General features: G+C 70.9%; 19 protein-coding genes. 13 read left to right on the top strand and 6 right to left on the bottom strand.

All coding sequences use genetic code 11. The annotated features are described in order from the left end of the window. From KV106_RS04135 to KV106_RS04155, 5 genes are read right to left on the bottom strand one after another with little or no spacing between them, the layout of a single operon-like run. Positions 1–1,011 carry an alpha/beta fold hydrolase gene (locus tag KV106_RS04135; RefSeq protein WP_057591003.1) on the bottom strand — a complete coding sequence of 337 codons (1,011 nt, stop codon included), beginning with the start codon at positions 1,009–1,011 and terminating at the stop codon, positions 1–3. A 43-nt stretch (positions 1,012–1,054) separates the two neighbouring features. Next, complete coding sequence (locus KV106_RS04140; protein WP_261206343.1) at positions 1,055–1,750, bottom strand: ABC transporter ATP-binding protein; 696 nt, start codon at positions 1,748–1,750, stop codon at positions 1,055–1,057. Further along, positions 1,734–3,581, bottom strand: coding sequence for an ABC transporter permease subunit (locus KV106_RS04145; protein WP_261206345.1), 1,848 nt, complete (start codon positions 3,579–3,581; stop codon positions 1,734–1,736). Before KV106_RS04145 ends, KV106_RS04140 begins: the two co-directional genes overlap by 17 nt. 19 nt (positions 3,582–3,600) lie before the next feature. Then, on the bottom strand, positions 3,601–4,467 hold the full coding sequence (locus KV106_RS04150) for a branched-chain amino acid ABC transporter permease (protein ID WP_057591005.1): 867 nt from the start codon (positions 4,465–4,467) through the stop codon (positions 3,601–3,603). Positions 4,468–4,479: 12 nt separating this feature from the next. Then, complete coding sequence (locus KV106_RS04155; RefSeq protein WP_261206348.1) at positions 4,480–5,727, bottom strand: urea ABC transporter substrate-binding protein; 1,248 nt, start codon at positions 5,725–5,727, stop codon at positions 4,480–4,482. A gap of 386 nt (positions 5,728–6,113) precedes the next feature. Between KV106_RS04155 and KV106_RS04160 the strand changes: the two genes are divergently transcribed. The 13 genes from KV106_RS04160 (at position 6,114) to KV106_RS04220 (ending at position 23,482) form a co-directional block, all read left to right on the top strand. Continuing rightward, positions 6,114–6,809 carry a TetR/AcrR family transcriptional regulator gene (locus KV106_RS04160; RefSeq protein WP_208512473.1) on the top strand — a complete coding sequence of 232 codons (696 nt, stop codon included), beginning with the start codon at positions 6,114–6,116 and terminating at the stop codon, positions 6,807–6,809. 39 nt (positions 6,810–6,848) lie between these two features. Next, positions 6,849–7,355 (top strand): hypothetical protein, encoded by a 507-nt coding sequence (locus tag KV106_RS04165; protein ID WP_261206353.1) that lies wholly within the window; start codon positions 6,849–6,851, stop codon positions 7,353–7,355. A gap of 84 nt (positions 7,356–7,439) precedes the next feature. Further along, the gene (locus KV106_RS04170; RefSeq protein WP_261206355.1) at positions 7,440–8,099 is read left to right on the top strand and encodes a hypothetical protein; all 660 of its coding nucleotides are present in this window, start codon (positions 7,440–7,442) and stop codon (positions 8,097–8,099) included. Between the two features lie 468 nt (positions 8,100–8,567). Continuing rightward, positions 8,568–16,052, top strand: a complete 7,485-nt coding sequence (locus KV106_RS04175) for a non-ribosomal peptide synthetase (RefSeq protein WP_261206575.1) — start codon at positions 8,568–8,570, stop codon at positions 16,050–16,052. 10 nt (positions 16,053–16,062) lie between these two features. Further along, a complete protein-coding gene (locus KV106_RS04180) occupies positions 16,063–17,376 on the top strand; it encodes a glycosyltransferase (RefSeq protein ID WP_261206357.1) in 1,314 nt (437 codons plus the stop codon). Positions 17,377–17,412: 36 nt separating this feature from the next. Then, the gene (locus tag KV106_RS04185) at positions 17,413–17,613 is read left to right on the top strand and encodes an MbtH family protein (RefSeq protein WP_057591017.1); all 201 of its coding nucleotides are present in this window, start codon (positions 17,413–17,415) and stop codon (positions 17,611–17,613) included. A gap of 28 nt (positions 17,614–17,641) precedes the next feature. Beyond that, entirely contained in the window at positions 17,642–17,812 is a 171-nt protein-coding gene (locus tag KV106_RS04190) for a hypothetical protein (RefSeq protein ID WP_172705395.1), read from the top strand. A 129-nt stretch (positions 17,813–17,941) separates the two neighbouring features. Next, positions 17,942–18,727, top strand: coding sequence for an alpha/beta fold hydrolase (locus KV106_RS04195; RefSeq protein WP_261206363.1), 786 nt, complete (start codon positions 17,942–17,944; stop codon positions 18,725–18,727). A 40-nt stretch (positions 18,728–18,767) separates the two neighbouring features. Further along, the gene (locus KV106_RS04200; protein WP_261206365.1) at positions 18,768–19,448 is read left to right on the top strand and encodes a heavy metal response regulator transcription factor; all 681 of its coding nucleotides are present in this window, start codon (positions 18,768–18,770) and stop codon (positions 19,446–19,448) included. Continuing rightward, the gene (locus KV106_RS04205; protein ID WP_261206367.1) at positions 19,445–20,869 is read left to right on the top strand and encodes a heavy metal sensor histidine kinase; all 1,425 of its coding nucleotides are present in this window, start codon (positions 19,445–19,447) and stop codon (positions 20,867–20,869) included. The genes KV106_RS04200 and KV106_RS04205 overlap by 4 nt, the downstream gene beginning before the upstream one ends. A gap of 48 nt (positions 20,870–20,917) precedes the next feature. Beyond that, positions 20,918–22,381: a serine hydrolase gene (locus KV106_RS04210; RefSeq protein WP_261206369.1), complete on the top strand. Its 1,464-nt coding sequence runs from the start codon at positions 20,918–20,920 to the stop codon at positions 22,379–22,381. Between the two features lie 196 nt (positions 22,382–22,577). Next, positions 22,578–23,132, top strand: a complete 555-nt coding sequence (locus KV106_RS04215; RefSeq protein ID WP_261206371.1) for a hypothetical protein — start codon at positions 22,578–22,580, stop codon at positions 23,130–23,132. Beyond that, positions 23,129–23,482 carry a hypothetical protein gene (locus tag KV106_RS04220; protein WP_057591022.1) on the top strand — a complete coding sequence of 118 codons (354 nt, stop codon included), beginning with the start codon at positions 23,129–23,131 and terminating at the stop codon, positions 23,480–23,482. The genes KV106_RS04215 and KV106_RS04220 overlap by 4 nt, the downstream gene beginning before the upstream one ends. A 3-nt stretch (positions 23,483–23,485) precedes the next feature. On the opposite strand, the gene KV106_RS04225 is transcribed toward KV106_RS04220, so the two are convergent. Further along, on the bottom strand, positions 23,486–24,481 hold the full coding sequence (locus tag KV106_RS04225) for a quinone oxidoreductase family protein (RefSeq protein WP_261206376.1): 996 nt from the start codon (positions 24,479–24,481) through the stop codon (positions 23,486–23,488). Between the last annotated feature and the right edge of the window lie 7 nt (positions 24,482–24,488).

Here is a 24,488-nt window from a genome sequence, read left to right on the forward strand (position 1 = left end):
TCATGCCGCCAGCAGTTCGCGCAGCGCGTTGTCGATGAACGCGTTGTCGGGTTCGTGCAGGCCCTTGCCCGCCAGGTGGCCCCAGTCGGAAGGCAGCACGCGCAGCTCGGCATTGGGCATGTGCGCGACCTCGAAGGCCGAATCCTCGGGCGGGAAGTAGAGATCGCTCGACGAGGGCATGACGATGGCGCGCGCCTTGATCGCCGACAGCGCCGCGACGAAGTCGCCCCGGTAGACCGGGTTGTCCGCGATGTCGCCGTGCTGCCCGGTCCACAGCGACGCGACCAGGTTGTTGGCATCCTTCGACAGCAGCCAGCCTTCCCAGAACTCGATCAGGAAGTCCTCGAGCGAGGCGAAGCCCAGCGCCTCGATGTCGAGCCGGTCGCGCAGGAACTTCTGCGAGAAGCCCCAGCCCGCGTACACCCGGCCGGCGGCGCGCAGGCCGCGCTCGGGCTGGCGTTCGTAGAAGCCCTCGCGCCATTCGGCGTCGGCCTGCAGCGCGGCCTTCACGCCCGCGAAGAAGACCTGGAAGTGGCGCGACGCGCGCGCCGCGCCCTGGAACGGCAGCAGCCGCTGCACCATGTCCGGGTACAGCGCGGCCCAGTGGAACGCATGCACCGCGCCCAGCGACCAGCCCGTGACCAGCCGCAGGGTGTCGATGCCCAGGTGCTCGGTCACCAGCCGGTGCTGCTGCACCACGTTGTCGTAGACGGTCACATTGGGGAAGCGGCCGCGGTCGTTGGGCGCGGGCTGGTTGCTCGGCGAGCTCGAGACGCCGTTGCCGAAGGAGTTCGGCACGACGATGAAGTACTCCGACGGATCGAGCGCCTTGCCGGGCCCGATCAGCCATTCGTTGTCGGCGTGCGTGCTCGCGAACCAGGTCGGGTAGACGATGGCGTTGTCGCGCTTCGCATTGAGCTTGCCGTAGGTCTTGTAGGCCAGCTTCGCGTTGCGCAGCATGCGGCCCGATTGCAGGGCGATGTCGCCCGCCTCGAAAATCTCGTGGTCCATGGTGTTCGTTCCTCTCTTTGGATGTGTGCGTGGATGTGGGGGCTCAGACGCCGAGCAGTTCTTGCAACAGCGCGAGGTCGCCCTCGAGCTCGGCCTTGCGCGTCTCGCGCACGATGCGGCCCTGGTCCATGACGTAGGCGCGCTCGGCGATCGAGAGGCAGAAGTTCAGGTCCTGCTCGGCGACCAGCACCGACAGGCCGTCGCGGCGCAGCCGCAGCAGCACCTCGGCGATCTCGTCGACGATCGAGGGCTGCACGCCCTCGGTCGGCTCGTCGAGCAGCAGCAGCTTCGGCCGCGTGGCCAGCGCGCGCGCCATCGCGAGGATCTGCTGCTGGCCGCCGCTGAGCCGGCCCGCGAGGTCGTTGGCCTTGGGCACCAGTGCCGGGAAGTCGGCGAAGGCGCGCGTGATCGCGTCGGCGCGCGGATGGCCGCAGGCCACGGCCGCCAGCGCGATGTTCTCGCTGACCGACAGCCGCGGGAACACGAAGCGACCCTGCGGCACGTAGCCCAGGCCGCAGCGCGCGCGGTCGTCGGTGCGCTCGGGCAGCGGCCGGCCGTCGAGCCGCGCGTTGCCGCCCATGGGCGTGGCCTGGCCGACCAGCAGGCGCATCAGCGTGGACTTGCCCACGCCGTTGCGGCCCAGCAGCGCGACGATCTCGCCGCGACCCACGCGCAGGCTGGCGCGCTCGACGATCGATGTCTTGCCGTAGCCGCCGCCGATCTCAATGGCTTCGAACATGCTGCTGTCTCCCGAGATAGATGTCCAGGATGCGTTCGTCCTGGCGCAGGGTGTCGAGGTCGCCCTGGGCGAAGACCTCGCCGCGGTGCAGGACGGTCACTTCGGCGTCGAGCGTGCGCACGAAGGCCATGTCGTGCTCGACCACCACCACGGCCGCCGTTTCGGCCAGCACGCGCACCAGCTGCGAGAGCTCGCGGCGCTCGTCGCCGGTCATGCCCGCGGCCGGCTCGTCGAGCAGCACCACCGAAGGCTGCAGGCACAGCACCATGCCGAGGTCCAGCCATTGCTGCTCGCCATGCGAGAGGTCGGCCGCGTCGCGCTCGGCCAGCGCCTCGAGGCCGAGCGCGCGCAGCGTGCGTTCGCTGATCCGGTCGGCCACCGCGGCATCGCGGTCGCGGCTGTAGGCGGCGATCCAGAGGTTGGTGCGCACGCTCAGTTCGCCGAACACCTGCGCCACCTGCATCTTGATGCCCACCCCGGCCTGCACGCGGCTGTACGGCATCCAGCGCGTGACGGGTCGCCCGTCGAGCACGATCTCGCCCGCGTCGAGCAGGTGCGTGCCCGTGAGGCAGCGCAGCAGCGAGCTCTTGCCCGCGCCGTTCGGCCCGATCAGACAGCGCACGCGGCCCGGCGCGAAGCGCTGGGTGACGCGGTTGACGGGCACCACGCCGCCGAAGCGCTTGACCCCGTCGCGGATCTCGAGCGCCGGCGCCGGCACGGCCGCGCCCTCGCGCAGGCCGCGCACCAGGTCCACGTCCATCGCGGTCTTGGCCTGGCGCGCCTTGCCCTGCGCGCCGCCCGGCCCGCGCAGCGCCCGCAGCCGCCCGAGGCCGCCGAGCAGCCCGCCGCGCAGGAACAGCACGAGCAGGATCAGCGCCACGCCCATGATCAGCGTGGTCTGCCCACCGACCACGCCGCCGCCCAGCCAGTACGACAGGCCGCCGACCGCCACCGCGCCCACGAAGGGGCCGGCCAGCGTGCCGAGCCCGCCGACCAGCACGTAGATCGGCACCAGCAGCGCCTGCTGCGCGCTGAACAGCGAGGGGTTGAGGTAGTTGGCCCAGGCACCGTAGAGCGCACCGGCCAGGCCCGCGATGCCGCCGGCCAGCGTGAACACCACGAGCTGGCAGCGCCTCACGTCGTAGCCCAGCAGCTCGGTCTTGGGGCCGTCGAGGCGCACGCAGTCGACCACGGTGCCGAAGGGCGAACGCAGCAGCGCGCGCACGCCCAGCAGCACCAGCGCCGAGACCGCCAGCACGCAGGCGAAGGTGCTCTGCGGCCCGAGCCCCTGCGCATCGGCCCCGAAGCCCAGCACGATGCCCGGGATGTTCGACAGGCCGTTGTCGCCGCCCACCACCGCATCGCCGAAGCGCGCCGAGAACGAGATGCTGCCGGTCCACAGCAGCAGGGTGACGGTGTAGGTCAGGATGGTGGCCTGCAGCGCGCCGAGGCGGCCGTGGAACAGCAGCCAGCCGACCGCGCCGGCGGCCGCCGCGCCCACGATCGCGCCGACCGGCAGCGACCACATCAGCGTGTTGCCGGTGACGCTCGCGAGGTTGATCGCCGCCACGCTGCCGGCGTAGCCGCCGAGGCCGAAGAAGGCCGTCTGCCCGAGGCTCAGCATGCCGCCGCGGCCCCACACCATGTCCAGGCTCAGGCCCAGCAGGCCGAAGATCAGCCAGGAGCTCGCGAGGTAGGCGAGGTACTCGTCGACGAAGAAGGCGCCGGCGCCCAGCACCACGGTGCCGGCGACGGTGGCCAGCCACCAGGGTGCCGCGCGGCGCTTGGTAGCCGGGTTCGTGGCCACGGGTGCGGCGAGGGTTCTGCTCATGTTCATGCGTCGCCTCCGTTCAGAGCTTCAGGCGCCAGCGCTCGGAGATGCCCTGCGGCCAGGCGCGCAGGGCCACGAGCGTGATCACGAAGAACACCACGTCGCCCGCGACGGTGGACCAGACGCTGGCCACCGCGCTCGCGGCCGAGCCCAGGATGCCGCCCGCGGCGATGGTGCCCGCGAGCGTGACCGGGCCCGCCACCACCACCGCCAGGAAGGCCTTGATGCCGAAGGCGAAGCCCATGCTGGGCGTGGCCGGCACGGCCGGCACCAGGATCGCGCCGGCCAGGCCCGCGAGGCCGCAGCCCAGAGCGAAGGTGAGGTTGTTGATGCGCACCGTGCGCACGCCCATCGCGGCCGCGGTGGCCGGGTCCTGGATCGCGGCGCGCGCCATCAGGCCGTAGTTCGTGCGCGTGAGCAGCGCATACACGGCCGCGATCAGCACCGCCGCCACCACGATCAGGAACAGCAGGTAGCTGGAGATCGTGTAGTCGCCGATGCGCACGTTCGACGCCGGCATGCCGATGCCCGGCGTGACCGTGCCGAACAGCAGCACCGCGCTCTGGTAGAGCGCGAGGCTCAGGCCCCACATGGCCAGCAGCGTGTCGAACGGGCGGCCGTGCAGGCGCCGCACGATCAGCCATTCGACCAGCGCGCCGAAGGCCGCGGCCGCCAGCGCGGCCAGCGCCACCGCGAGCGGAAACGGCACGCCGGCACGCACCGCGGTCAGCGCCGCATAGGCGCCGAACATGATGAATTCGCCGTGCGCGAGGTTCACCACGCCCATCAGCCCGAACACCACGGCCAGGCCGAGCGTCGCGATCAGCAGCACCGAGCCGCTGGCGACCGACGAGAGCACGCCGGTCAGCAATTGATCCCATGCCATCGGGGGCCTCGCTCAGTTCGACGCGCCGGGCGTGAAGTGCTGCGCCGTCTGCGGCCTGGCGACCAGGTCGCAGACCTGGTCCTCGAACTTCGGCGCCACCGAGGCATAGGTCTCGACGATGTCGAAGCTCTGCGTCTTCGTGCCCACGCCGATGTAGATGTTCTGGCGCACGTGGTGCGACTTCGGCTGCATCGACACCGGGCCGGCCGGCGAGTCGAAGGCCACGCCCTCGCCCTCCTCGAAGGCCTGGATCACCTTCGCGGGCTCGGCCGACTTCGCCTTGTTCGCCGCCTTGGCCCACAGGTGCACCGCGTTGTAGACGTCGACCGCGACCGCGGTCACCGGCTCCTTGTTGCCGTAAGCCTTCTCCCAGGAGGCCTTGAAGGCCTTGTTGCGCGGCGTGTCGAGCCAGGCGAAGTATTCGAGCGCGGCCACGATGCCCTCGCCGGCCTGCGGCGACACCACCACCTGCTGGTTGCCGCCGCCGTAGTTGGTCGACACCACGCCCACGCGGCTCTTCAGGCCCGCGGCCGCCATCTGCTCGAGGAAGCCGGTCTGGTTCGCGCCCACCGGCAGCGCGACCACGAAGTCGGGTTTGGCCTGCTGGATCTTGTTGATGGTGGGCGAGTAGTCGGTCAGCGTGAGCGGCAGGAAGTCGGCGCCGACCACCTCGCCACCGAACTCCTTGGCGTAGAGCTTGACCCACTGCGCCGAGATGGTGCCGAAGTTGTAGTCGGGCGCCATGATGTAGACCTTGGGCCCGTACTTCTTGATCGCCCACTTCACGAGCACGCTGAGCTGCTGCGAGGCCGTGGCGCCGGTCACGAAGGTCTGCCGGTCGCAGGCGCCGCCCTCGTAGAGCGAGGAATAGAAGTAGGGGATCTTCGAGCGCCGCACGATCGGGCGGATCGCCTCGCGGCTCGAGCTCGTGAGGCCCGCGAACAGCGCCTGCACCTTGTCCTTGAGGATCAGCGTGGTCGTGTACTGCGTGTACTTGGCGTCCTCCGACTGCGCGTCGGCCTCGGCCACCTCGACCCTGGCGCCGGCCACGCCGCCCGCCGCGTTGATCTCGTCGACCGCGAGCCGCAGCGCCCGGCTCTGCTGGATGCCGTAGATGTTGAGGCCGCCGGTCTTGTCGAAGATGGCGCCGATGCGCACGGGCTCGCCGGCGGCGAAGGCGTGGGTGCCGAAGGCGGCGAGGCCCGCGGCGAGGAAGAGTCCGGCAAGCCGCGCGAAGGGACGCGAAGAAGGGGTGTGCATGGTGGCTGTCTCCTGGGGTGTCTGGATGGATCGACGTGCCCGGGACGCCATGCCGATGCATGCGCCGGCACGCGCGCATGGGCAGGCCATGCGAAGCGCGCGCAGGCGCGTCGGCAATGCGGGGCGACCGCGGACACGAGGGGGACGGCAGAACTGCCGAGGGGAGAACCAGCGAAGCTGCCGGTTGCGCCGCGAGGGCGCCGAGGAAATCCGGCCAAGCTGCCGGAGAAGGGAACGGCGCGCAGGTTAACGCAGCGTGAGTGCGGGTGTCAACGGGATGACACCCGAGGCCGTGCCGCACGCCTGCTGCAAGGGCGAAGGCGCTCCGAGGCGGTCGAGGGTATCCGCTGATGCAGATGGATTAATCAACTTGCATTATTCCGCCCGTGCCCGCCCTCGCCCGCCGAACTTCCAAGCCCGCCGCCCCCGCGCCGCATGCCGACGCCCCCGGCGACAGCACGCATGCGCGGCTGCTCGCCGAGGCCATGAAGCTGATGGCGCGCGAAGGCATGAACGCGGTCTCGCTGCGGCGCATCGTGGTGGCGGCCGGCGCGAACAACGCCTCCGCGCTGCACTACCACTTCGGCAGCCGCGAGGGACTGGTGGGCGAGATCACCGCCATGCTGCAGCAATGGCTGGAGCCTCGTTCGTGCGCGGGCCTGGAGGCGCTGCGCGCGCGGCCGCATGGCGTGCGCGACATCATGGAGGCCGCCTTCGGTCCGATGATCGAGATGCTGCAGACGCCGGGCTTCGGCCGCGACGCGGTGAGCTTCATCGGCCGGCTCGGCTGGGACTTCGGCGAGGCCGGCCAGCGGCTGTCCGCGAAGCTGCACCGCAGGCTGCTGGGCCTCGCGGTCGAGCTGCTCGAGGCACGGTTGCCCGGCACGCCGCGCGAGACGATCCAGTACCGGCTCATCCTCAGCATGAACGTCGTGTACTACGGCATCTCCTACCGCAGCTACCTCAAGCGCTCGCCCTTCGGCGTGATGCCGATGTCGGAGCGCGGCAACGAGGCGCGGGAGCGGCGCGAGTTCATGGACTACCTGGAGGCCGGCGTGCGCAACGTGCCCGGCGCCGGCTGAGCCGTGTCGCACGTTGCATCCGGAAGCAGCAGCATGTCGATGACCTTTCCCATGCCCACCTTCGGCGCGCCGCCATCGCCCGCGCTCGCGAAGACCAGGCGCCCCGCCGTCCCGCGGCAACTGGCGCTGCAGTTGCGCGGCAGCTACGAGAAGCTGCGCGAGCGCCGCTGCGCCTGCGCGCGTGGCGAGGCGCTGATCTTTCACTGCCAGCAGCAGATCCTCGAATACGAAGCCGATCCGGGACAGTTCGCGCGGACCTACTTCGCGGGCAGCGCGTCGAACGCATTCCCGGTGCTCGCGAGCCTCCGGCGCGCGCGTGAAACCCTGGCGCGCTACCAGTGCGAGATCGACGGCCTCCAGGCGGAACTGGCCGCGGCGGAAGCCGAATGCGCGCGCACCGAGCAGGTGGTCATGGCACGGCTCGCGGCCCTCGGCGCGCCGCGGCCGAACTGGTGTCGTTGGCCCGAAGAACCGCATGCGCTCGAGAAGATGCGCAAGAGCCATCTGAGCCACTATCGGCTGCGGCCGCAGCCCGCGCTCTCTTAGCCCCAGGTCGGCGCAGGGCGCGCCGGGCATCGTCGCGCTTCCATAATCGCTGCCTTTCCCCCCGCACCGGATCCCATCGCCCCCATGAGCGCCGCCGACTTCCTCCTGTCCCCCTCTGTCCAGAAGCTCCTGCAGGTGCTCTACGGGAACCCCGAGGAACCCTTCACCACGAACGAACTGGCCCAGAAGACGAAGCTCGACGCGGCCGAGGTCGAAGGCACGCTCGCGCACCTCGTCGGCAGCGGCATGCTGTCGCGGCATGCCGCGAAGGAGGAACTGCCCGAAACCTTCACGCTCGATCGCGGCTTCGTGTTCCACCGCGAGCTGCGCCGCATCGCGCTGAAGTCCTTCGCGGCGGCCGAGCCGGTGCGCGCGATGCTGCGCACCAGGTTCAAGGATTCGGTGGTGCGTGCCTTCGTGCTCGGCGAGGACGCGAACGGCATCGTGGAAGTGCTTGTCGTGCATGGCGCGGCGACGCCCGACGAAGCGGCGATGACCGCCGCCTGCCGCAAGCTGTCGAAGGCCATCCATCGCCATCTGCAGGTGCATGTGATCTCGAACGCGCGCTTCGAGGGCCTCGCGCCGCGTGATGCACTGGCCGCCAAGCTCGGGGCCGAGACGGCCTTCGAGATCATCGCGCCGGGCGACACCAAGGCGCGCCTGAAGCCCGAGCGCGCGGGCCTGTTGCACAGTGCGAAGAAGACGCTGGCGGCACTGTCCAGGTCGGCGCGACGCGGCGAATGACCGGCGCGAATTAGAGCGCGCCCAATTAGCTCAAAAGTCCTCGCAATACTTTTCTATTCACCACGGAATTCCGTGGGAATTAGGCAGTTCTTATTCACGCAATGCGCTTGCCGGCATCTCCAACATATTTGCCATACCCCTGCTGCGCGTATTGAAGTTGTTGCGACGCAACAAACTTTTTCCTCCTGCTTCTCCCTCTGAAAGTAAGCCGAACCGCCTCGAAAATGAGGCTTTCTGGGTGCAGTGCGAAAAACCCCAGGAAACCTTTCTTGCTCAATTGAGAGCGTGAAATATTGCCGCACTCGAAACTGCCATCGAAGTGACTGCAACCGCTTGTACATTTGGTTTTTAAATGTCAACGGAATGTCAATTCGACCCGCTGCGGATGTGCGAGAAGGCGGCTTCTGGCAATTCGCTTCGCGCCTGCAATGCCCCGTTGGCAACCCCATGTCCAACTTGGAGCAGCGCATGCAAGGCAGTGGTCCCCTGAGCAGTTCGGCGCCTCTCACCTCGGGTCAGATGGCGATGTGGCTGGGCGCGAAGTTCGCGTCGCCCGACACCAATTTCAACCTCGCGGAAGCCATCGATATCGACGGCCCGATCGACCCCGCCATCTTCCTCGCGGCCATGCGCCGCATCACCGAGGAGGTCGAGGCCACGCGGCTCAACTTCGTCGACGCGGGCCAGGGGCCGCGCCAGGTGGTGGCCCACACCTTCGAGGGCGAGATCCCCTACCTCGACCTCAGCGCCGAGGCCGATCCCGCGGCGCGGGCCGAGCGCTGGATGCGCGCGGACTTCGAACGCAACATCGACCTCGCGCACGGCCAGCTGTGGCTGTCGGCGCTGATCCGCCTCGCACCGGATCGCCACATCTGGTACCACCGCAGCCACCACATCGTGCTCGACGGCTTCGGCGGCGGGCTGATCGCGCGGCGCTTCGCCGACATCTACAGCGCGATGGCCGAAGGCGCCGCCGAGGTGCCCGAGGCCTCGCGCCTGGCACCGTTGTCGCAGCTGGCCGAGGAAGACCGCGCCTACCGCGAATCGGGCCGCTTCCCGCGCGACCGCCAGTACTGGACCGAGCGCTTCGCCGACGCGCCCGATCCGCTGAGCCTCGCCTCGCAGCGCTCGGTCAACATCGGCGGCCTGCTGCGCCAGACGGTGCACCTGTCCGCGGCCAGCGTGCAGGCGCTGCAGCAGATCGCGCAGGAGCTCGGCACCACGCTGCCGCAGATCCTGATCGCCACCACCGCGGCCTATCTCTACCGCGCCACCGGCATCGAGGACATGGCGATCGGCATCCCGGTCACCGCGCGCCACAACGAACGCATGCGGCGCGTGCCCGCGATGGTGGCCAATGCCGTCCCGCTGCGCCTCGCGATGCGCGCCGACCTGCCGATCCCCGAACTGATCCGCGAAGTGGGCCGCCAGATGCGGCAGGTGCTGCGCCACCAGTCGTACCGCTACGAGCACCTGCGCAGCGACCTCAACATGCTGGTCAACAACCGGCAGCTGTTCACCACCGTGGTCAACGTCGAGCCCTTCGACTACGACTTCCGTTTCGCCGGCCATGCGGCGCGGCCGCGCAACCTCTCGAACGGTACGGCCGAGGACCTGGGCATCTTCCTCTACGAGCGCGGCAACGGACAGGACCTGCAGATCGACTTCGACGCCAATCCCGCGGTGCACACCGCGCAGGGGTTGGCCGATCACCAGCGCCGGCTGATCGCGTTCGTCGATGCCGTGATCCGGCAACCGCAGCAGGCCGTCGGCCATGTCGACCTGCTCGGTGCCGAGGAGCGCCGGCAGTTGCTGTTCGGCTGGAACGACACCGAACACGCCGTGCCCGACACGCACCTGGTCGCGCTGATCGAGGCCCAGCTCGCCGAGCGGCCCGAGGCCGTCGCGCTGCGCTTCGAGGGCGAGGCGATGTCCAACGCCGAACTCAACCGCCGCGCCAACCGCCTCGCGCAATTGCTGCGTGCACGCGGCGCGGGCCCCGAGCGCACGGTGGCGCTCGCGATCCCGCGTTCGATGGAACTGATGGTGGCGCTGCTCGCCACCTTGAAGACCGGCGCGGCCTACCTGCCGGTCGATCCCGATTTCCCGGCCGACCGCATCGCCTTCATGCTCGGCGACGCAGCGCCCGTGTGCCTGGTCACCACCGAGGCGCTCGCGCAGGTGCTGCCCGTCGACGCCCCGCGCCTGTTGATCGATGGGGCGCAAACGATTGCCGATCTGGCGAATTGCGACGAGGCCAATCTCGCCGTGGCGATCGATCCCGCGCACCCGGCCTACGTGATCTACACCTCGGGCTCGACCGGCCGGCCCAAGGGCGCGGTGGTGTCGCATCGCGCCATCGTCAACCGCCTGCTGTGGATGCAGGCGCGCTACGGCCTCGCGGCCGACGACCGCGTGCTGCAGAAGACGCCCTCGAGCTTCGACGTGTCGGTGTGGGAGTTCTTCTGGCCGCTGATCGACGGCGCCACGCTGGTGCTCGCCCGGCCCGGCGGCCACAAGGACGCGGCCTATCTCGCGGGCCTGATCGCCGACGAAGGCATCACGACGCTGCATTTCGTGCCCTCGATGCTCGAGGTCTTCCTGCGCGACCCCGCGGCCGCCGGCTGCACCAGTCTGCGCCGCGTGATCTGCAGCGGCGAGGCGCTGTCGCCCGCGCTGCAGGCGCAATGCCACGAGCGCCTGGGCGCCGAGCTGCACAACCTCTATGGCCCGACCGAGGCCGCGGTCGACGTCACCGCATGGGAATGCGAACGCGGCGAGGCCGCGCCGAAGAGCGTGCCGATCGGCCGGCCGATCTGGAACACGCAGATGTACGTGCTCGACAGCGGCCTGCAGCCGGTGCCGGCCGGCGTGGCGGGCGAGCTCTACATCGCGGGCACGGGCCTGGCACGTGGCTACCTGGGCCGGCCGCTGCTCAGCGCCGAGCGCTTCGTCGCCAATCCGCATGGCGCGCCCGGCAGCCGCATGTACCGCACCGGCGACCTCGCGAGCTGGCGCACCGACGGCAGCCTGGACTACCTGGGCCGCGCCGACCAGCAGGTGAAGATCCGCGGCCTGCGCATCGAGCCCGGCGAGATCGAGGCGGTGCTGCTCGAGCATCCGCAGATCGCACAGGCCGCAGTGGTGGCGCGCGAGGACGCTCCCGGCGAGAAGCGCCTGGTGGCCTACCTCGTGCCGGTCGAGTCCGCCGATCCTCAAACGGCCGAGCTGCGCGCGCACCTCGCGCAGGCGCTGCCCGACTACATGGTGCCCTCGGCCTTCGTGAGCCTGCCCGCGCTGCCGCTGGGTCCGAGCGGCAAGCTCGACCGCAAGGCGCTGCCGCCGCCCGAGGTGCAGGCCGCCACGCCCTATGCCGCGCCGCGCACGCCCACCGAGAAGATCCTGGCCGGCCTCTGGGCCGAGACGCTGCACCTGCAGCGCGTGGGCATCCACGACAACTTCTTCGAGCTCGGCGGCCACTCGCTGATGATCGTGCAGCTGGTCTCGATGATCCGCCAGCAGTTCATGATCGACCTGCCGCTGGACACGCTGTTCCAGGTCTCGACCATCGCCGGCCTCGCCGAGCTGCTCGACCAGGAATCGGTGGCGCGGCCCAGCCTGGTGCCGATGCCGCGCCCGGCGCGCATCCCGCTGTCCTTCGCGCAGCGCCGCCTGTGGCTGATGAACCAGCTCGAGGGCGCCAACCCGGCCTACAACATGCCGCTGGCGCTGCGCCTGTCGGGCACGCTCGACCGCGCAGCCCTGCATGCGGCGCTCCACGACCTGGTGCAGCGCCACGAGAGCCTGCGCACCATCTACCCGAACGAGGACGGGCTGCCGTGGCAGCAGGTGCTCGACGGCGCGCAGGCGCGGCCCGCCGTGCTCGAGGCCGACAGCAGCGAGGACGAGATCGCCGCGCAGCTGCACGCGGCCGCGGGCCATGCCTTCGACCTCGGCAGCACGGCGCCGCTGCGCGTCTCGCTGTTCAAACTGGCCGACGACGAGCACGTGCTGCTGCTGCTCACGCACCACATCGCCGGCGACGGCGCCTCGCTGCTGCCGCTGGCGCGCGACCTCAGCGTGGCCTACGCGGCGCGCTGCGAAGGCCGGGCACCGGGCTGGACGCCGCTGCCGCTGCAGTACGCCGACTACGCGCTGTGGCAGCAGGAACTGCTGGGCAGCGAGGACGATGCCGAGAGCATGGCCGGGCGCCAGCGTGCCTTCTGGCAGGCCACGCTGCAGGACCTGCCCGAGCAGCTCGCGCTGCCGGCCGACCATCCGCGCCCGCTGGCGCCGAGCTACCGCGGCGACGTGGTGCCGCTGCAGATCGCGCCGCAGGTGCACGAGCGCATCCTGCAGCTGGCGCGCGACGGGCAGGCCAGCGTCTTCATGGTGCTGCAGGCCGCGCTCGCGGGCCTGCTGAGCCGGCTCGGCGCGGGCAACGACATCGTGATCGGCAGCCCGGTCGCGGGCCGCAGCGACCACGCGCTCGACGAGCTGATCGGCTGCTTCGTCAACACGCTGGTGCTGCGCACCGACACCTCGGGCCGGCCCAGCCTGCGCGAGCTGGTCTCGCGCGTGCGCGCCACCAACCTCGCGGCCTATGCGAACCAGGAGTTCCCGTACGACCGCCTGGTGGAGCTGCAGCGCAGCGGCGCGGGCCGCGCGCGCACCAACCAGCCGCTGTTCCAGGTGATGCTGGGCTTCCAGAACAGCAGCCGGCTGTCGTTCAGCCTGCCGGGCCTGTCGATCACGCCGCAGCCGGTGGAGATCGACACCGCGAAGTTCGACCTGTCGTTCATCCTCAGCGAGCAACGCGGCGCCGATGGATTGCCCGGTGGCATCGGCGGCGGCATCCAGTACAGCAGCGACCTGTTCGAGCGCGCCACCGTCGAGGCCATGGCCGCGCGGCTGGCCCGGCTGCTCGAGGAGGCCTGCGACGCGCCCGACGCGCCGATCGCCGAGCTCGCGATCCTGAGCGCCGAGGAACGGCACCGGCTGCTCGCGCAGTGGAGCGGCCAGCCGCGCGAACTCGCACCGCGCTCGCTGGCCGCCATGGTGGCCGCGCATGCCGCCGAGCGCCCGCAGGCGCCCGCCGTGATGCTCGACGACGCGACCGTCGGCTATGCCGAACTCGACGCGCACGCCAACCGGCTCGCGCAACTGCTGCGCGCACGCGGCATCGCGCCCGGCGCCATCGTCGCCACGGTGCTGCCGCGCTCGCTCGACCTGGTCGTGGCCCACCTCGCGATCGTCAAGGCTGGCGCCACCTACCTGCCCATCGATCCGAACCACATGGCGGCGCGCAGCGCCTTCGTGTTCCAGGAGGCCGCGCCCGCGGCGGTGCTCACGCACGAGGCGCTGCTGCCGCAGCTGGCCGACATCGCCCATTGCATCGCGCTTGACGCTGCCGACACGCGCGAGGCGATCGCGGCCCAATCCGAGGCCGTGCCCTCGGCACCGCCCGCCGATCCGCGCGAGGCCGCCTACGTCATCTACACCTCGGGCTCCACCGGCCTGCCCAAGGGCGTGGTCGTGCCGCATGCGGGCCTGGCCAGCCTCGGCGCCGCCATGCAGGAGCGGCTGGCGATCACGCCCGACTCGCGCGTGCTGCAGTTCTCCTCCTGCGGCTTCGATGCCTCGGTGATGGACCAGCTCATGGCCTTCCACGCGGGCGCCGCGCTGGTGGTGCCGGGCGCGCAGCAGCTGCTGGGCAGCGACCTCGCCGAGCTGCTCGAGGCCCGGGCCGTGAGCCATGCGCTGATTCCGCCGGCCGCGCTCTCGACGCTGCCGCCCGGCGAGTTCGCGGCGCTGCAGACGCTGGTGGTCGGCGGCGATGCCTGCTCGGCCGAACTCGCCGCACGCTGGGCACCGGGGCGTCGCATGGTCAACGCCTACGGCCCGACCGAGATCACCATCTGCGCGAGCATGAGCGCGCCGATGGAAGCCGGCCGGCAGCCCTCGATCGGCCAGCCGATCTGGAACACGCGCATGTACGTGCTCGACGAGCTGCTGCAGCCGGTGCCGCCCGGCGTCGCGGGCGAGCTCTACATCGCGGGCGCCGGCGTGGCGCGCGGCTACCTGAACCGCGCCGCGCTCAGCGCCGAGCGCTTCGTGGCCGATCCGCACGGCGCGCCCGGCAGCCGCATGTACCGCAGCGGCGACCTCGCGCGCTGGCGCGCCGACGGCAGCCTCGATTTCCTCGGCCGCGCCGACCAGCAGGTGAAGATTCGCGGCTACCGCATCGAGCCCGGCGAGATCGAGTCGGCGCTGCTGCAGCATCCGCAGGTGACGCAGGCCGCGGTGATCGCGCGCGAGGACACGCCCGGCGACAAGCGCCTGGTGGCCTACTTCGTCGCCGCCGCCGATCCGCAGCCGACCGAGCTGCGCGCCCACATGGCGCGCGCCCTGCCCGACTACATGGTGCCCTCGGCCTTCGTGCACCTGCCCGCGCTGCCGCTCACGCCAAGCGGCAAGCTCGACCGCAAGGCGCTGCCCGTGCCCGAGCAGCAGGCCGCGGTGCAGTACGTCGCGCCGCGCACGCCCACCGAGGAACTGCTGGCCGGCCTGTGGCGCGAGACGCTGCGGCTGGAACGCGTGGGCATCCACGACAACTTCTTCGAGATCGGCGGCCATTCGCTGATGGCGATCCAGCTCGGCATGCGCATCCGCCAGCAGGTGCGCGCGGACTTCCCGCATGCCGAGGTCTACAACCGGCCCTCGATCGCCGAGCTCGCCGCCTGGATCGACGACAACGCGGGCACGGCCGAGGCGCTCGACCTGTCGCGCGAGGTGGTGCTGCCCGCGCATGTTCAGGCGCAGGCGGTCGCGCCCACGCTGGCACCGCGACGCGTGTTCCTCACCGGCGCCAGCGGCTTCGTCGGCAGCCACCTGCTGGCCGCGCTGCTGCGCGACACCGAAGCCCGCGTGGTCTGCCACGTGCGCGCCGCCGACGCCGAGGCCGGCGCGCTGCGCCTGAAGCGCACGCTGGCCACGCGCCAGCTCGAATCGATCTGGGACGACGCGCGCATCGAGGTCGTCACGGGCGACCTCGGCAAGCCGTGCCTGGGCCTCGACGACGCCGCGGTGCGGCTGGTGCGCGACGGCTGCGACGCGCTCTACCACTGCGCCGCGCAGGTCGACTTCCTGCATCCCTACGCCAGCCTCAAGCCGGCCAACGTCGACAGCGTGGTCACGCTGCTCGAATGGACCGCGCAGGGCTGCGCGAAGACGCTGCACTACGTCTCCACGCTGGCCGTGATCGACCAGGGCAACAACCAGGAGGGCACGGTCACCGAGCGCTCGGCGCTCAGCTCGTGGCGCGGCCTGGTCGACGGCTACAGCCAGAGCAAGTGGGTCGGCGACGCGATCGCGCGCGAGGCGCAGGCGCGCGGCATGCCGGTCGCGATCTACCGGCTGGGCGCGGTCACCGGCGACCACACGCATGCGATCTGCAACGCCGACGACCTGATCTGGCGCGTGGCTCATCTCTACGCCGACCTGGAAGCCATCCCCGACATGGACCTGCCGCTGAACCTCACGCCGGTGGACGACGTGGCGCGCGCCATCCTCGGCCTCGCGGCGCAGCGCGCCTCGTGGGGCCAGGTGTTCCACCTGATGGGCCAGGCGCCGCTGCGCGTGCGCGACATACCGCCGGTGTTCGAGCGGCTCGGCATGCGCCTCGAGCCTGTGGGACTCGACCCCTGGCTCGAGCGCGCGCATGCGCGGCTGGCGGTGGGGCAGGACCGCGACCTCGCGGCGGTGCTCGCCATCCTCGACCGCTACGACACCTCGGCCACGCCGCCGCAGGTGTGCGGCGCGGCCACGCAGGCGCAGCTCGAGGCGATCGGCACGCCGATCCGCCCGGTCGACCGCGAGCTGCTGCAGCGCTATTTCGTCGACCTCGGCATCCACACCAAGGCGCGCCGCGCCCTGGAAACCACCGCCTCCTGAGGAACATCCCATGGCACGCTATCTCATCGCGGCAACCGCCCTGCCCGGCCACGTCCTGCCGATGCTGGCCATCGCCCAGCACCTCACGGGCCTCGGCCACGAGGTGCGGGTGCACACCGCGAGCCAGTTCAGGGCCCAGGTCGAAGCGACCGGCGCGAGCTTCACGCCCTTCGCGCGCGCCATCGACGGCGACTACCGCGATCTCGACGAACGCTTTCCCGAGCGCCGCCGGCTGAACTCGCCGCATGCCCAGCTGTGCTTCGGCCTCAAGCATTTCTTCGCCGACGCGATCGAGGCGCAGCATGCGGGCCTGCGCGCGATCCTCGAGGACTTCGAGGCCGATGCCATCGTGGTCGACACCATGTTCTGCGGCACCTTCCCGCTGCTGCTGGGGCCGCGCGAAGAGCGGCCCGCGGTGGTCGCGATCGGCATCTCGGCGCTGCCGCTGTCGAGCTGCGACACCGCCTTCTTCGGCACCGCGCTGCCGCCGTCTTCCACGCCCGAAGGCCGCGCGCGCAACAAGGCGATGAACGCCAACCTGCAGCAGGCGATGTTCGGCGACGTGCAGCGCCACTTCGACACCGTGCTGCGGCGCCTCGGCGCCGGCGCGCTGCCGGCCTTCTTCGTCGATGCGATGGTGCGCATGCCCGACCTCTACCTGCAGCTCACCGGCCCGTCCTTCGAATACCCGCGCAGCGACCTGCCGGCCTCGGTGCGCTTCGTCGGCCCGCTGCTCGCGCCGGCCAGCCGCGACTTCACGCCGCCCGCGTGGTGGGACGAACTCGACGACGGCCGCTCGGTCGTGCTGGTCACGCAGGGCACGCTGGCCAACCAGAATCCCGCGCAGCTGATCGGCCCCACGCTGCAGGCACTGGCCGGCGATCCGAAGTTGCTCGTGATCGCCACCACCGGCGGCCCGGTGCCGCCGGCCCTGTCGGCCAACGTGCCGGCCAATGCGCGCGTGCTGCCCTTCCTGCCCTACGACCGCCTGCTGCCCAAGCTGCATGCGATGGTCACCAACGGCGGCTACGGCTCGGTCAACCATGCGCTGAGCCTCGGCGTGCCGCTGGTGGTGGCCGGCAGCTCGGAGGAGAAGCCCGAGATCGCCGCGCGCGTGGCCTGGTCGGGCGTGGGCATCAACCTCGGCACCGCGCAGCCGGCCGCGCGCCAGGTCGGCGATGCGGTGCGCAAGCTGCTCGCCACCCCCGGCTACCGCGAACGCGCGAACGCCCTGCGCGAGGAGTTCGCGCGCCACCGCGCGCTGCACGGCATCGCGCAGGCGCTCGAGGCCCTGCCGCGCGTCGAATCCCTGGAAGCGGCCTGAGCGCCGGCCCCTTCGCATCCCATCGAAAGAACCGCCATGACCAATCCCTTCGACGACAAGAACGCCAGCTTCCAGGTGCTGGTCAACGACGAGGGCCAGCACTCGCTGTGGCCCGCCTTCATCGCCGTGCCCGCCGGCTGGCGCGTGGCCCTGCCCACCACCGACCGCGCCGCGTGCAGCGCCTACATCGAGGCGAACTGGCAGGACATGCGGCCGCTCTCGCTGGCGGGGCGTTGAGCACGTCCATCGCATCGGGCCCCCGGCCATGATCTTCCTGTTCCTGCGCAGCCGCAGCGCCGCCGCGGTCCACGTGCGGCGGCTGCGGGCACTGGGCGGCCCTGAGGCCGCGGGCCATCCGTCCTCCGACATCAAGCGCCGGGCCGAGAGGCCGGGCACCCGGAAAGCGGACGGCACGAAGAAGCCGCGCTCCAGATGACATTTTTGTAATCGAAATGTGCGATCCAGGTCGATGGCCTGGCGCCACAGTCCGCTCCAGAGCAGTGCCGGTCGTCACTGCATGACCCCGCGGTGCCGCAGCCGGCGCCGCCAGAACCTGGAGCCTTTCATGCATCGCAGAACCCTCATGGGCCGCATCGCGGCCATCGCCCTCGCCGGTGTCTTCTCGGTGGCCGCCGCCAGTGCGCAGACCGCGCCCCCGGCGCCGGTTGCCGTCCACAACGTGGTGCTGGTGCACGGCCTCTATGCCGACGGCTCGAGCTGGGGCAAGGTGATTCCGCTGCTGCAGGCCCAGGGCCTGCACGTGACCTCGGTGCAGAACCCGCTGAGCGGCTTCCAGGACGACGTCGACGCGGTCAAACGCGTGCTGGCGCAGCAGGACGGCCCCACGCTGCTGGTCGGCCATTCGTACGCCGGCATGGTGATCAGCGAGGCGGGCACCGACCCGCACGTGGCGGGCCTGGTCTATATCGCGGCGCGCGCGCCCGATGCCGGCGAGGACTACCCGGCCCTGACGCGCAAGTTCGCGGCCGCGCCCGCCGGTGCCGGCCTGCAGTGGGACACCAACGGCTGGGGTTCGCTGAGCCAGCCGGCCTTCGTGAAGGACTTCGCGGGCGACCTGCCGCCGGCCGAGGCGCTCGCCTACTACGCGGTGCAGCAACCGTTCGCGCGCGCCATCACCACCGCCAGGACCACCGCGGCGGCCTGGCACGACAAGCCGACCTGGTATGCCGTCTCGCGCCAGGACCGCACCATCGATCCCGAGCTGCAGCGCTTCATGGCCCAGCGCATGAAGGCCAGCACCGTCGAGCTCGACGCCAGCCACGTGTCGCTGCTGTCGCAGCCCCGGGCCGTGGCCGATCTGATCGTGCAGGCGGCGCAGGGCCGGCGCTAGACTGCGGCACCGCGGCGACGCCCCCGCGGAAGGACACCCCATGCGCGTGCTCGTCGTCGAAGATCATCCCAAGCTCGCGGACTACCTGCGCAAGGGACTCACCGAGAACGGCTACGTCGTCGACGTCGCGGCCGACGGCATCGACGGCCGCCATCTCGCGGTGAACGGCGAGTACGACATCGTGGTGCTCGACGTGATGCTGCCCGGCCTCGATGGCTTCGCGGTGCTCAAGGCGATCCGCGCCGCCAAGGACGTGGCCGTGCTCATGCTGACGGCGCGCGACCAGGTCGAGGACCGCGTGCGCGGCCTGCAGGACGGCGCCGACGACTACCTGGTCAAGCCTTTCGCGTTCTCGGAGCTGCTGGCGCGCCTGACCGCGCTGCGCCGCCGCGGCGTGCGCTCGGGCGGCACGTCGGAGCCCACCGTGCTGACCCTGGGCGACCTGCAGCTGGACCTCGCGCGGCGCAAGGCCTCGCGCGGCGGCCAGGCGCTCGAGCTCACCAACAAGGAGTTCCTGATCCTGGCGCTGCTGATGCGGCGCCGCGGCGAGGTGCTGTCGCGCACCGTGATCGCCGAGCAGGTGTGGGACATGAACTTCGACAGCGACACCAACGTGGTCGAGGTGGCGGTGCGCCGCCTGCGCGCCAAGCTCGACGATCCCTTCGAGACCCCGATGCTGCGCACCGTGCGCGGCATGGGCTACGTGCTGGAGTCCGCGTGAAGGCTCCGCGGGTGCGCTTCGGCTCGATCTCGGCGCGCCTGGTGCTGATGCTGGCGGTGGTCGCGGTCGCGGTGTTCGCCGCCACCGGCTACCTGCTGCACAAGGCGCTCGAGCAGGTGCTGATCGCCGACGAGCGCTCGGACCTCAGCGGCAAGACCGAGGTGGTGCAGCACTTCATCGACGAGGTGCGCACGCCGGCCGACCTGCCGATGCTGCGGCGCCACCTCGCGGCCACCAGCGTGGGCGGGCGCTACCGCTGGAACGTGTGGCTGATCGCGCGCGACGGCGAGATGCTCTACGGCGCCGAGCCGATGCCGCCCACGCTGCGCGGCGAGGGCAACAAGGTCTGGCTGCAGCGGCAGGACGGCGTGGTGCTGCGCGGCGCGCACTACCGGCTCGACGAGCACGCCATCTTTCCCGGCGCGCAGGTGCTGATCGGCATGGACCCGCGGCCGCGCGCCGAGATGCTCGACCGCTACGACAACTACGGCCTGCTGGTCGGCGCGCTCGGCGTGCTGTGCACCGTGGCGCTCGGCGCCATCGCCACGCGGCGCGGCCTGCGCGCGCTCGCGGACCTGTCGCGCGAGGCCTCGGTGATACGCCCCGGCGGGCTGTCGCAGCGCCTGACCCTGCCGGCCGACAGCACCGAGCTGCTGCCACTGGCCCTGCGCTTCAACGAGGTGCTGGCGCGCATGGAGGATGCGTGGACCCAGCTCGAGGGCTTCAATGCCGACGTGGCGCACGAGCTGCGCACCCCGCTGGCCATCATGATCAACGGCGCCGAGCTCGCGCTCGCGCGCGACCGGCCCCGGGACGAGATGCGCGAGGTGCTCGAGTCGCACCTCGAGGAGCTGCGCACGCTGGGCTCGATGGTCAACGACATGCTGTTCCTCTCGCGCGCCGACCGCGGCGACGCGGCCGAGGACCTGCGCGAGCTCTCGCTGGGCGAGCAGGCGCGGCAGGTCGGCGAGTTCGTCGAGGTCTTCCTCGAGGAGAAGCGCCAGCGGCTCGAGATCGAGGGCGATGCCTCGGTGCCCGTCAATCGCGTGCTGCTGCGCCGCGCGCTCGTGAACCTGCTGACGAACGCATCGCGGCATGCGCCGCAGGAGGCCGTGATCGGCCTGCGGATCGAGGCGCTGCCGGAGGGCGCGCGCATCACGGTGACCAACCCGGGCGACGCGATTCCGGAAGAGGTGCGGCAGCACATGTTCGAGCGCTTCTGGCGCGGCGACAGCTCGCGGCCCAGGACGGGCGAACGCTTCGGGCTCGGACTCGCGATCGTGCGCGCCATTGCGCGCATGCATGGAGGCGAGACCTTCGTGCAGGGCGCGGCGGGGCGTACCGAGATCGGGTTCACGCTGCAGCGCCAGACGGCCGCATCGCCCGAGCAAGGCGCCCGCGCGAGACCACAGGCTCGATAAAATTCACCGCACGCCAGCGTTGCGCACGCGAAGGCGAGGAGCTCGACCATGGTTCATTCTTCCGGCCCATCGATGGCGGCGCTCGGTTCCGAACTCGATCGCCTCGCCCCCGCTCTCATGGCCGACTGGAAGGTGCCCGGCGCCGCGCTCGCGGTCGTCCAGGACGGCCAGGTCCTGCTCACCAGGGCCTACGGACAGCGCGACCTCGAGTCGGGCCTGCCCGTGACCGCCGCGACACGCTTCCTGATCTGCTCGATCACCAAGTCCTTCACCGCGACCGCCCTCGCGCTCCTGCACCACGAGGGCCGGCTCGACTGGACGCGGCCGGTGCGCGACTACCTGCCCGAGTTCCGCCTGCACGACCCGGTCGCCACCGAACGCCTCACGGTGCGCGACCTGCTCACGCACCACAGCGGCCTGCCGGCGCACGACTGGATGTACCTTCCCGGCGACCGCTCGCCGGCCCGGATGATGGCCGACATGCGGCATCTCGAGCCCAACCTCGACATCCGCACCGCCCACCAGTACAGCAACCTCGGCTACAACGTGCTCGGGCTGCTGATCGAACGCGTCGGCGACACCACCTACGAGGCGTTCGTCCGCGCGCGGCTGGGCGACAGGCTCGGCATGACGCTCGGTTTCACGCTCGACGAGCTCGAGGCCTCGCCCGAGCCCGCGCAACCCTACATGGTGCGTGAGGACGTGCCGCAGCCCGCGCCGCGTCTTCCGTTCCGGCCCGTCGCCGCGGGCGGGATCAGCACCTCTGTCGCCGATCTCGCGCACTGGATGCGTTTGCACCTGGGCAGAGGGGAGATCGACGGCCAGCGCCTGCTGCCGGCCGCGCTCGTCGACATGCTGCATGCGCCACACGTCCATTGCCCGAACTCGGCCGGCGGCGAATTCGGCGAAGCGCACTACGGCTTCGGCTTCCGCTGCCACAGCTACCGCGGCGACCGGCTGGTCTTTCATGGCGGCGGCCTGCCCGGCTGGGGCGCGCTGATGACCCTGGTGCCGGACGCCGGCATCGGCATCGCCGTGCTGACCAACCGCAGCCCGAACGAGGGCGTGGCCCGACCGCTGACCTGGCATGTCATCGACCGGCTGCGCGGCCGCGAGCCGATCGACTGGCGCGCCCGCGGCCGCGTGCAGCGCGAGCAGGCACGGGCCTGGATGCAAGCCTACCGGGCGGAGCAGGCGCGGGCGCGTCATCCGGGCACGCGACCGGCCCACGCCCTCGGGGCCTATGGCGGCCGCTACCTGCACCCCGCCTATGGCCTGATGACGATCGAGGCGCGCGACGACACACTGCACTGGTCGTGGCGCGGCATGTCGGCCACCCTGCAGCACCGCCACCACGAAACCTTCGAGCTGCCCGCGGCGCTGCACCCGCTGCTGCCCGACGGGCTGCCGCTGAGCTTCCTGACCGATCGCGACGGGAACGTCGCCAGCCTCGGCGTGCCGTTCGAGCCGCTGGTGAAAGACATCCTGTTCGTGCGTTCGGAAAGCGCCTGAACGGCCCGCCCGGGCCTTTACTTGGTTTCGGGGATTCCCCGCATCGACCGGCCTGCCTACGCTTGCCGCGATGTCCCGGCGAGTTCCTCGGCCACTCACCGGGACCGGCGCAATGCCGCGCTCCCTCACGAGAGAAAAGCGGGCCCGCGCTTCGCACCATCGCACTGGCCGATTGCAGAGCAGGAGGAGCAATTCCATGACCGACATGCATCTATCGCCCGACATCGTCGCCAACGCGGCCTTGGTCCCGAGCGCGGCCGTCGACAGCGGCGAGATCAAGATCACTTTCGTCAACTACTCGAAGTTCGAGCTGCGGCGCGACGTCACCGGCTACACCAAGGACTTCGCGTTCGGCAGCGTGACCTCCTCGCCGGGGCCGGTGCTCAAGGCGCGTTCGGGCATGGAGACGCTCGACATCTGCCAGATCGCGTTCTCGTGGATCGCCGACGGCGCCAACAACGCCTACGTCACCTGGTACAGCCCCGAGATCCCGGTGCGCTTCGGCGTGCGGATCGTCGCGCCGGTGCAGGTCTTCGGCATGGGCAAGCGTCCGTACTGGGACGTGTGCTGGGACAACAGCCCGGGCAGGGATCCGCAGTGGGCGCGCTCGGGGTCGGATCCGTCGGACCCCAGGACCTTCTTCGCCGACGGGCACGTCGGCGGCCTCGCGGCCATCGGCCGCGCGCAGTCGTGGCACACGGCGCTCGACCTGACCGTGACCATCAGCGACTACACGGGAGGCAAGCCATGAACGACCTGCTGATTCTCGAGATCGGGCAAGGACGATGGGTCGCGCGGGTCGCGAACACCGACATCGAGTACGCCTTCAAGTACCTGGCGGAGGAACCCGACCTGAGCAGCCTCTGCGTCCAGTCGCTCGCCCTGGCCATGCAGTCGGGGCGCCAGCAGGTCATCGACAGCATCGCGGGCAACGGCATCTTCGATCTTCCCGCCGGCACGCAGGCCGATGCCGTGGTCGCCGAGCTGTTCGACGCGACCGCGGCCCTGCGCTTCGAGGAAGCCACGATCTTCGTGGCGCAAGTCGTCCTGGCCGACGAACTGGAAGGGGCCGGCGTGGCGCTGCTCGCCGCCGTGCCCTGAGTCTCAGTCCGCTCCCGGCAGGCGCAGCACGATCTTCCCGATGTGCGCGCCGGCCTCCATGCGCGCCTTGGCCGCCGGCAGCTCGGCGAACGCCACCACCTGATCGATGCGCGGCCGGATGCGGCCGGCCGCGAACAGCGGCAGCACCTCGGCGACGAAACGCGGCACGCCCGAGGCGCGCTGGGCCTTGGTGCGCAGCTTGTTCGAGACGCCGAACAGCGTGAGCCTCCGCGCATGCAGGGCCTCGAGGTCGAGCTCGGCATGCAGCACGCCGTCGACATGGCCCACGGTCGCGTGCCGCCCCTCGAAGGCCATCGCGCGCAGGTTCTCGGCGAACACCGAGCCGCCGACCGTGTTGACGACGAGGTTCGCGCCCTTGTCGCCGGTGGCCCGCAGCACGGCCGGCGCGAAATCGGCGGCGCGGGTGGGCAGCGCGACATCGAGCCCCAGCGGCGCGAGGGCCGCGAGCTTGTCGGCCGACCCCGAGGTGCCGATGACGCGCGCGCCGAGCGCCTTGCCCAGTTGCAGCGACGCCACCCCGACGCCCGAGGACACGCCGTTGACCAGCAGCCATTCGCCGGGCTGCAGCCGGCCCTGCAGCACCAGCATGTCGAACGCGACCAGGAAGGCCAGCGGAATGCTCGCGGCCTCTTCCCACGACAGTGCCTGCGGCACGGCCATGGCCTCGGCCGCTTCCATCAGCGCGTACTCCGCGAAGGCGCCGGCGCAACGGCCCATCACGCGGTCTCCCACTTGAAATCCACTAACGGCATTTCCAACATCGACCACCCTGCCCGCACCCTCCCCGCCGGCCGGGCGCCACGCACCCGAAGCGCCGTGGCCGGCCAGGAACTCGCCGCGGTTGAGCGATGCCGCGTGCAGGCGCACCAGCAACTGTCCCGGGCCCGCGGTGGGCACCGGCACCTCGCGTTGCTCGAGCACGCCGCCCGCCTCGCTCATCCGCATCCAGAAGGACTGCATGGTGGTCGTTTCGGTCATCGAGAGA

This window comes from Variovorax endophyticus, from assembly GCF_025376855.1.
GTDB lineage: Bacteria > Pseudomonadota > Gammaproteobacteria > Burkholderiales > Burkholderiaceae_C > Variovorax.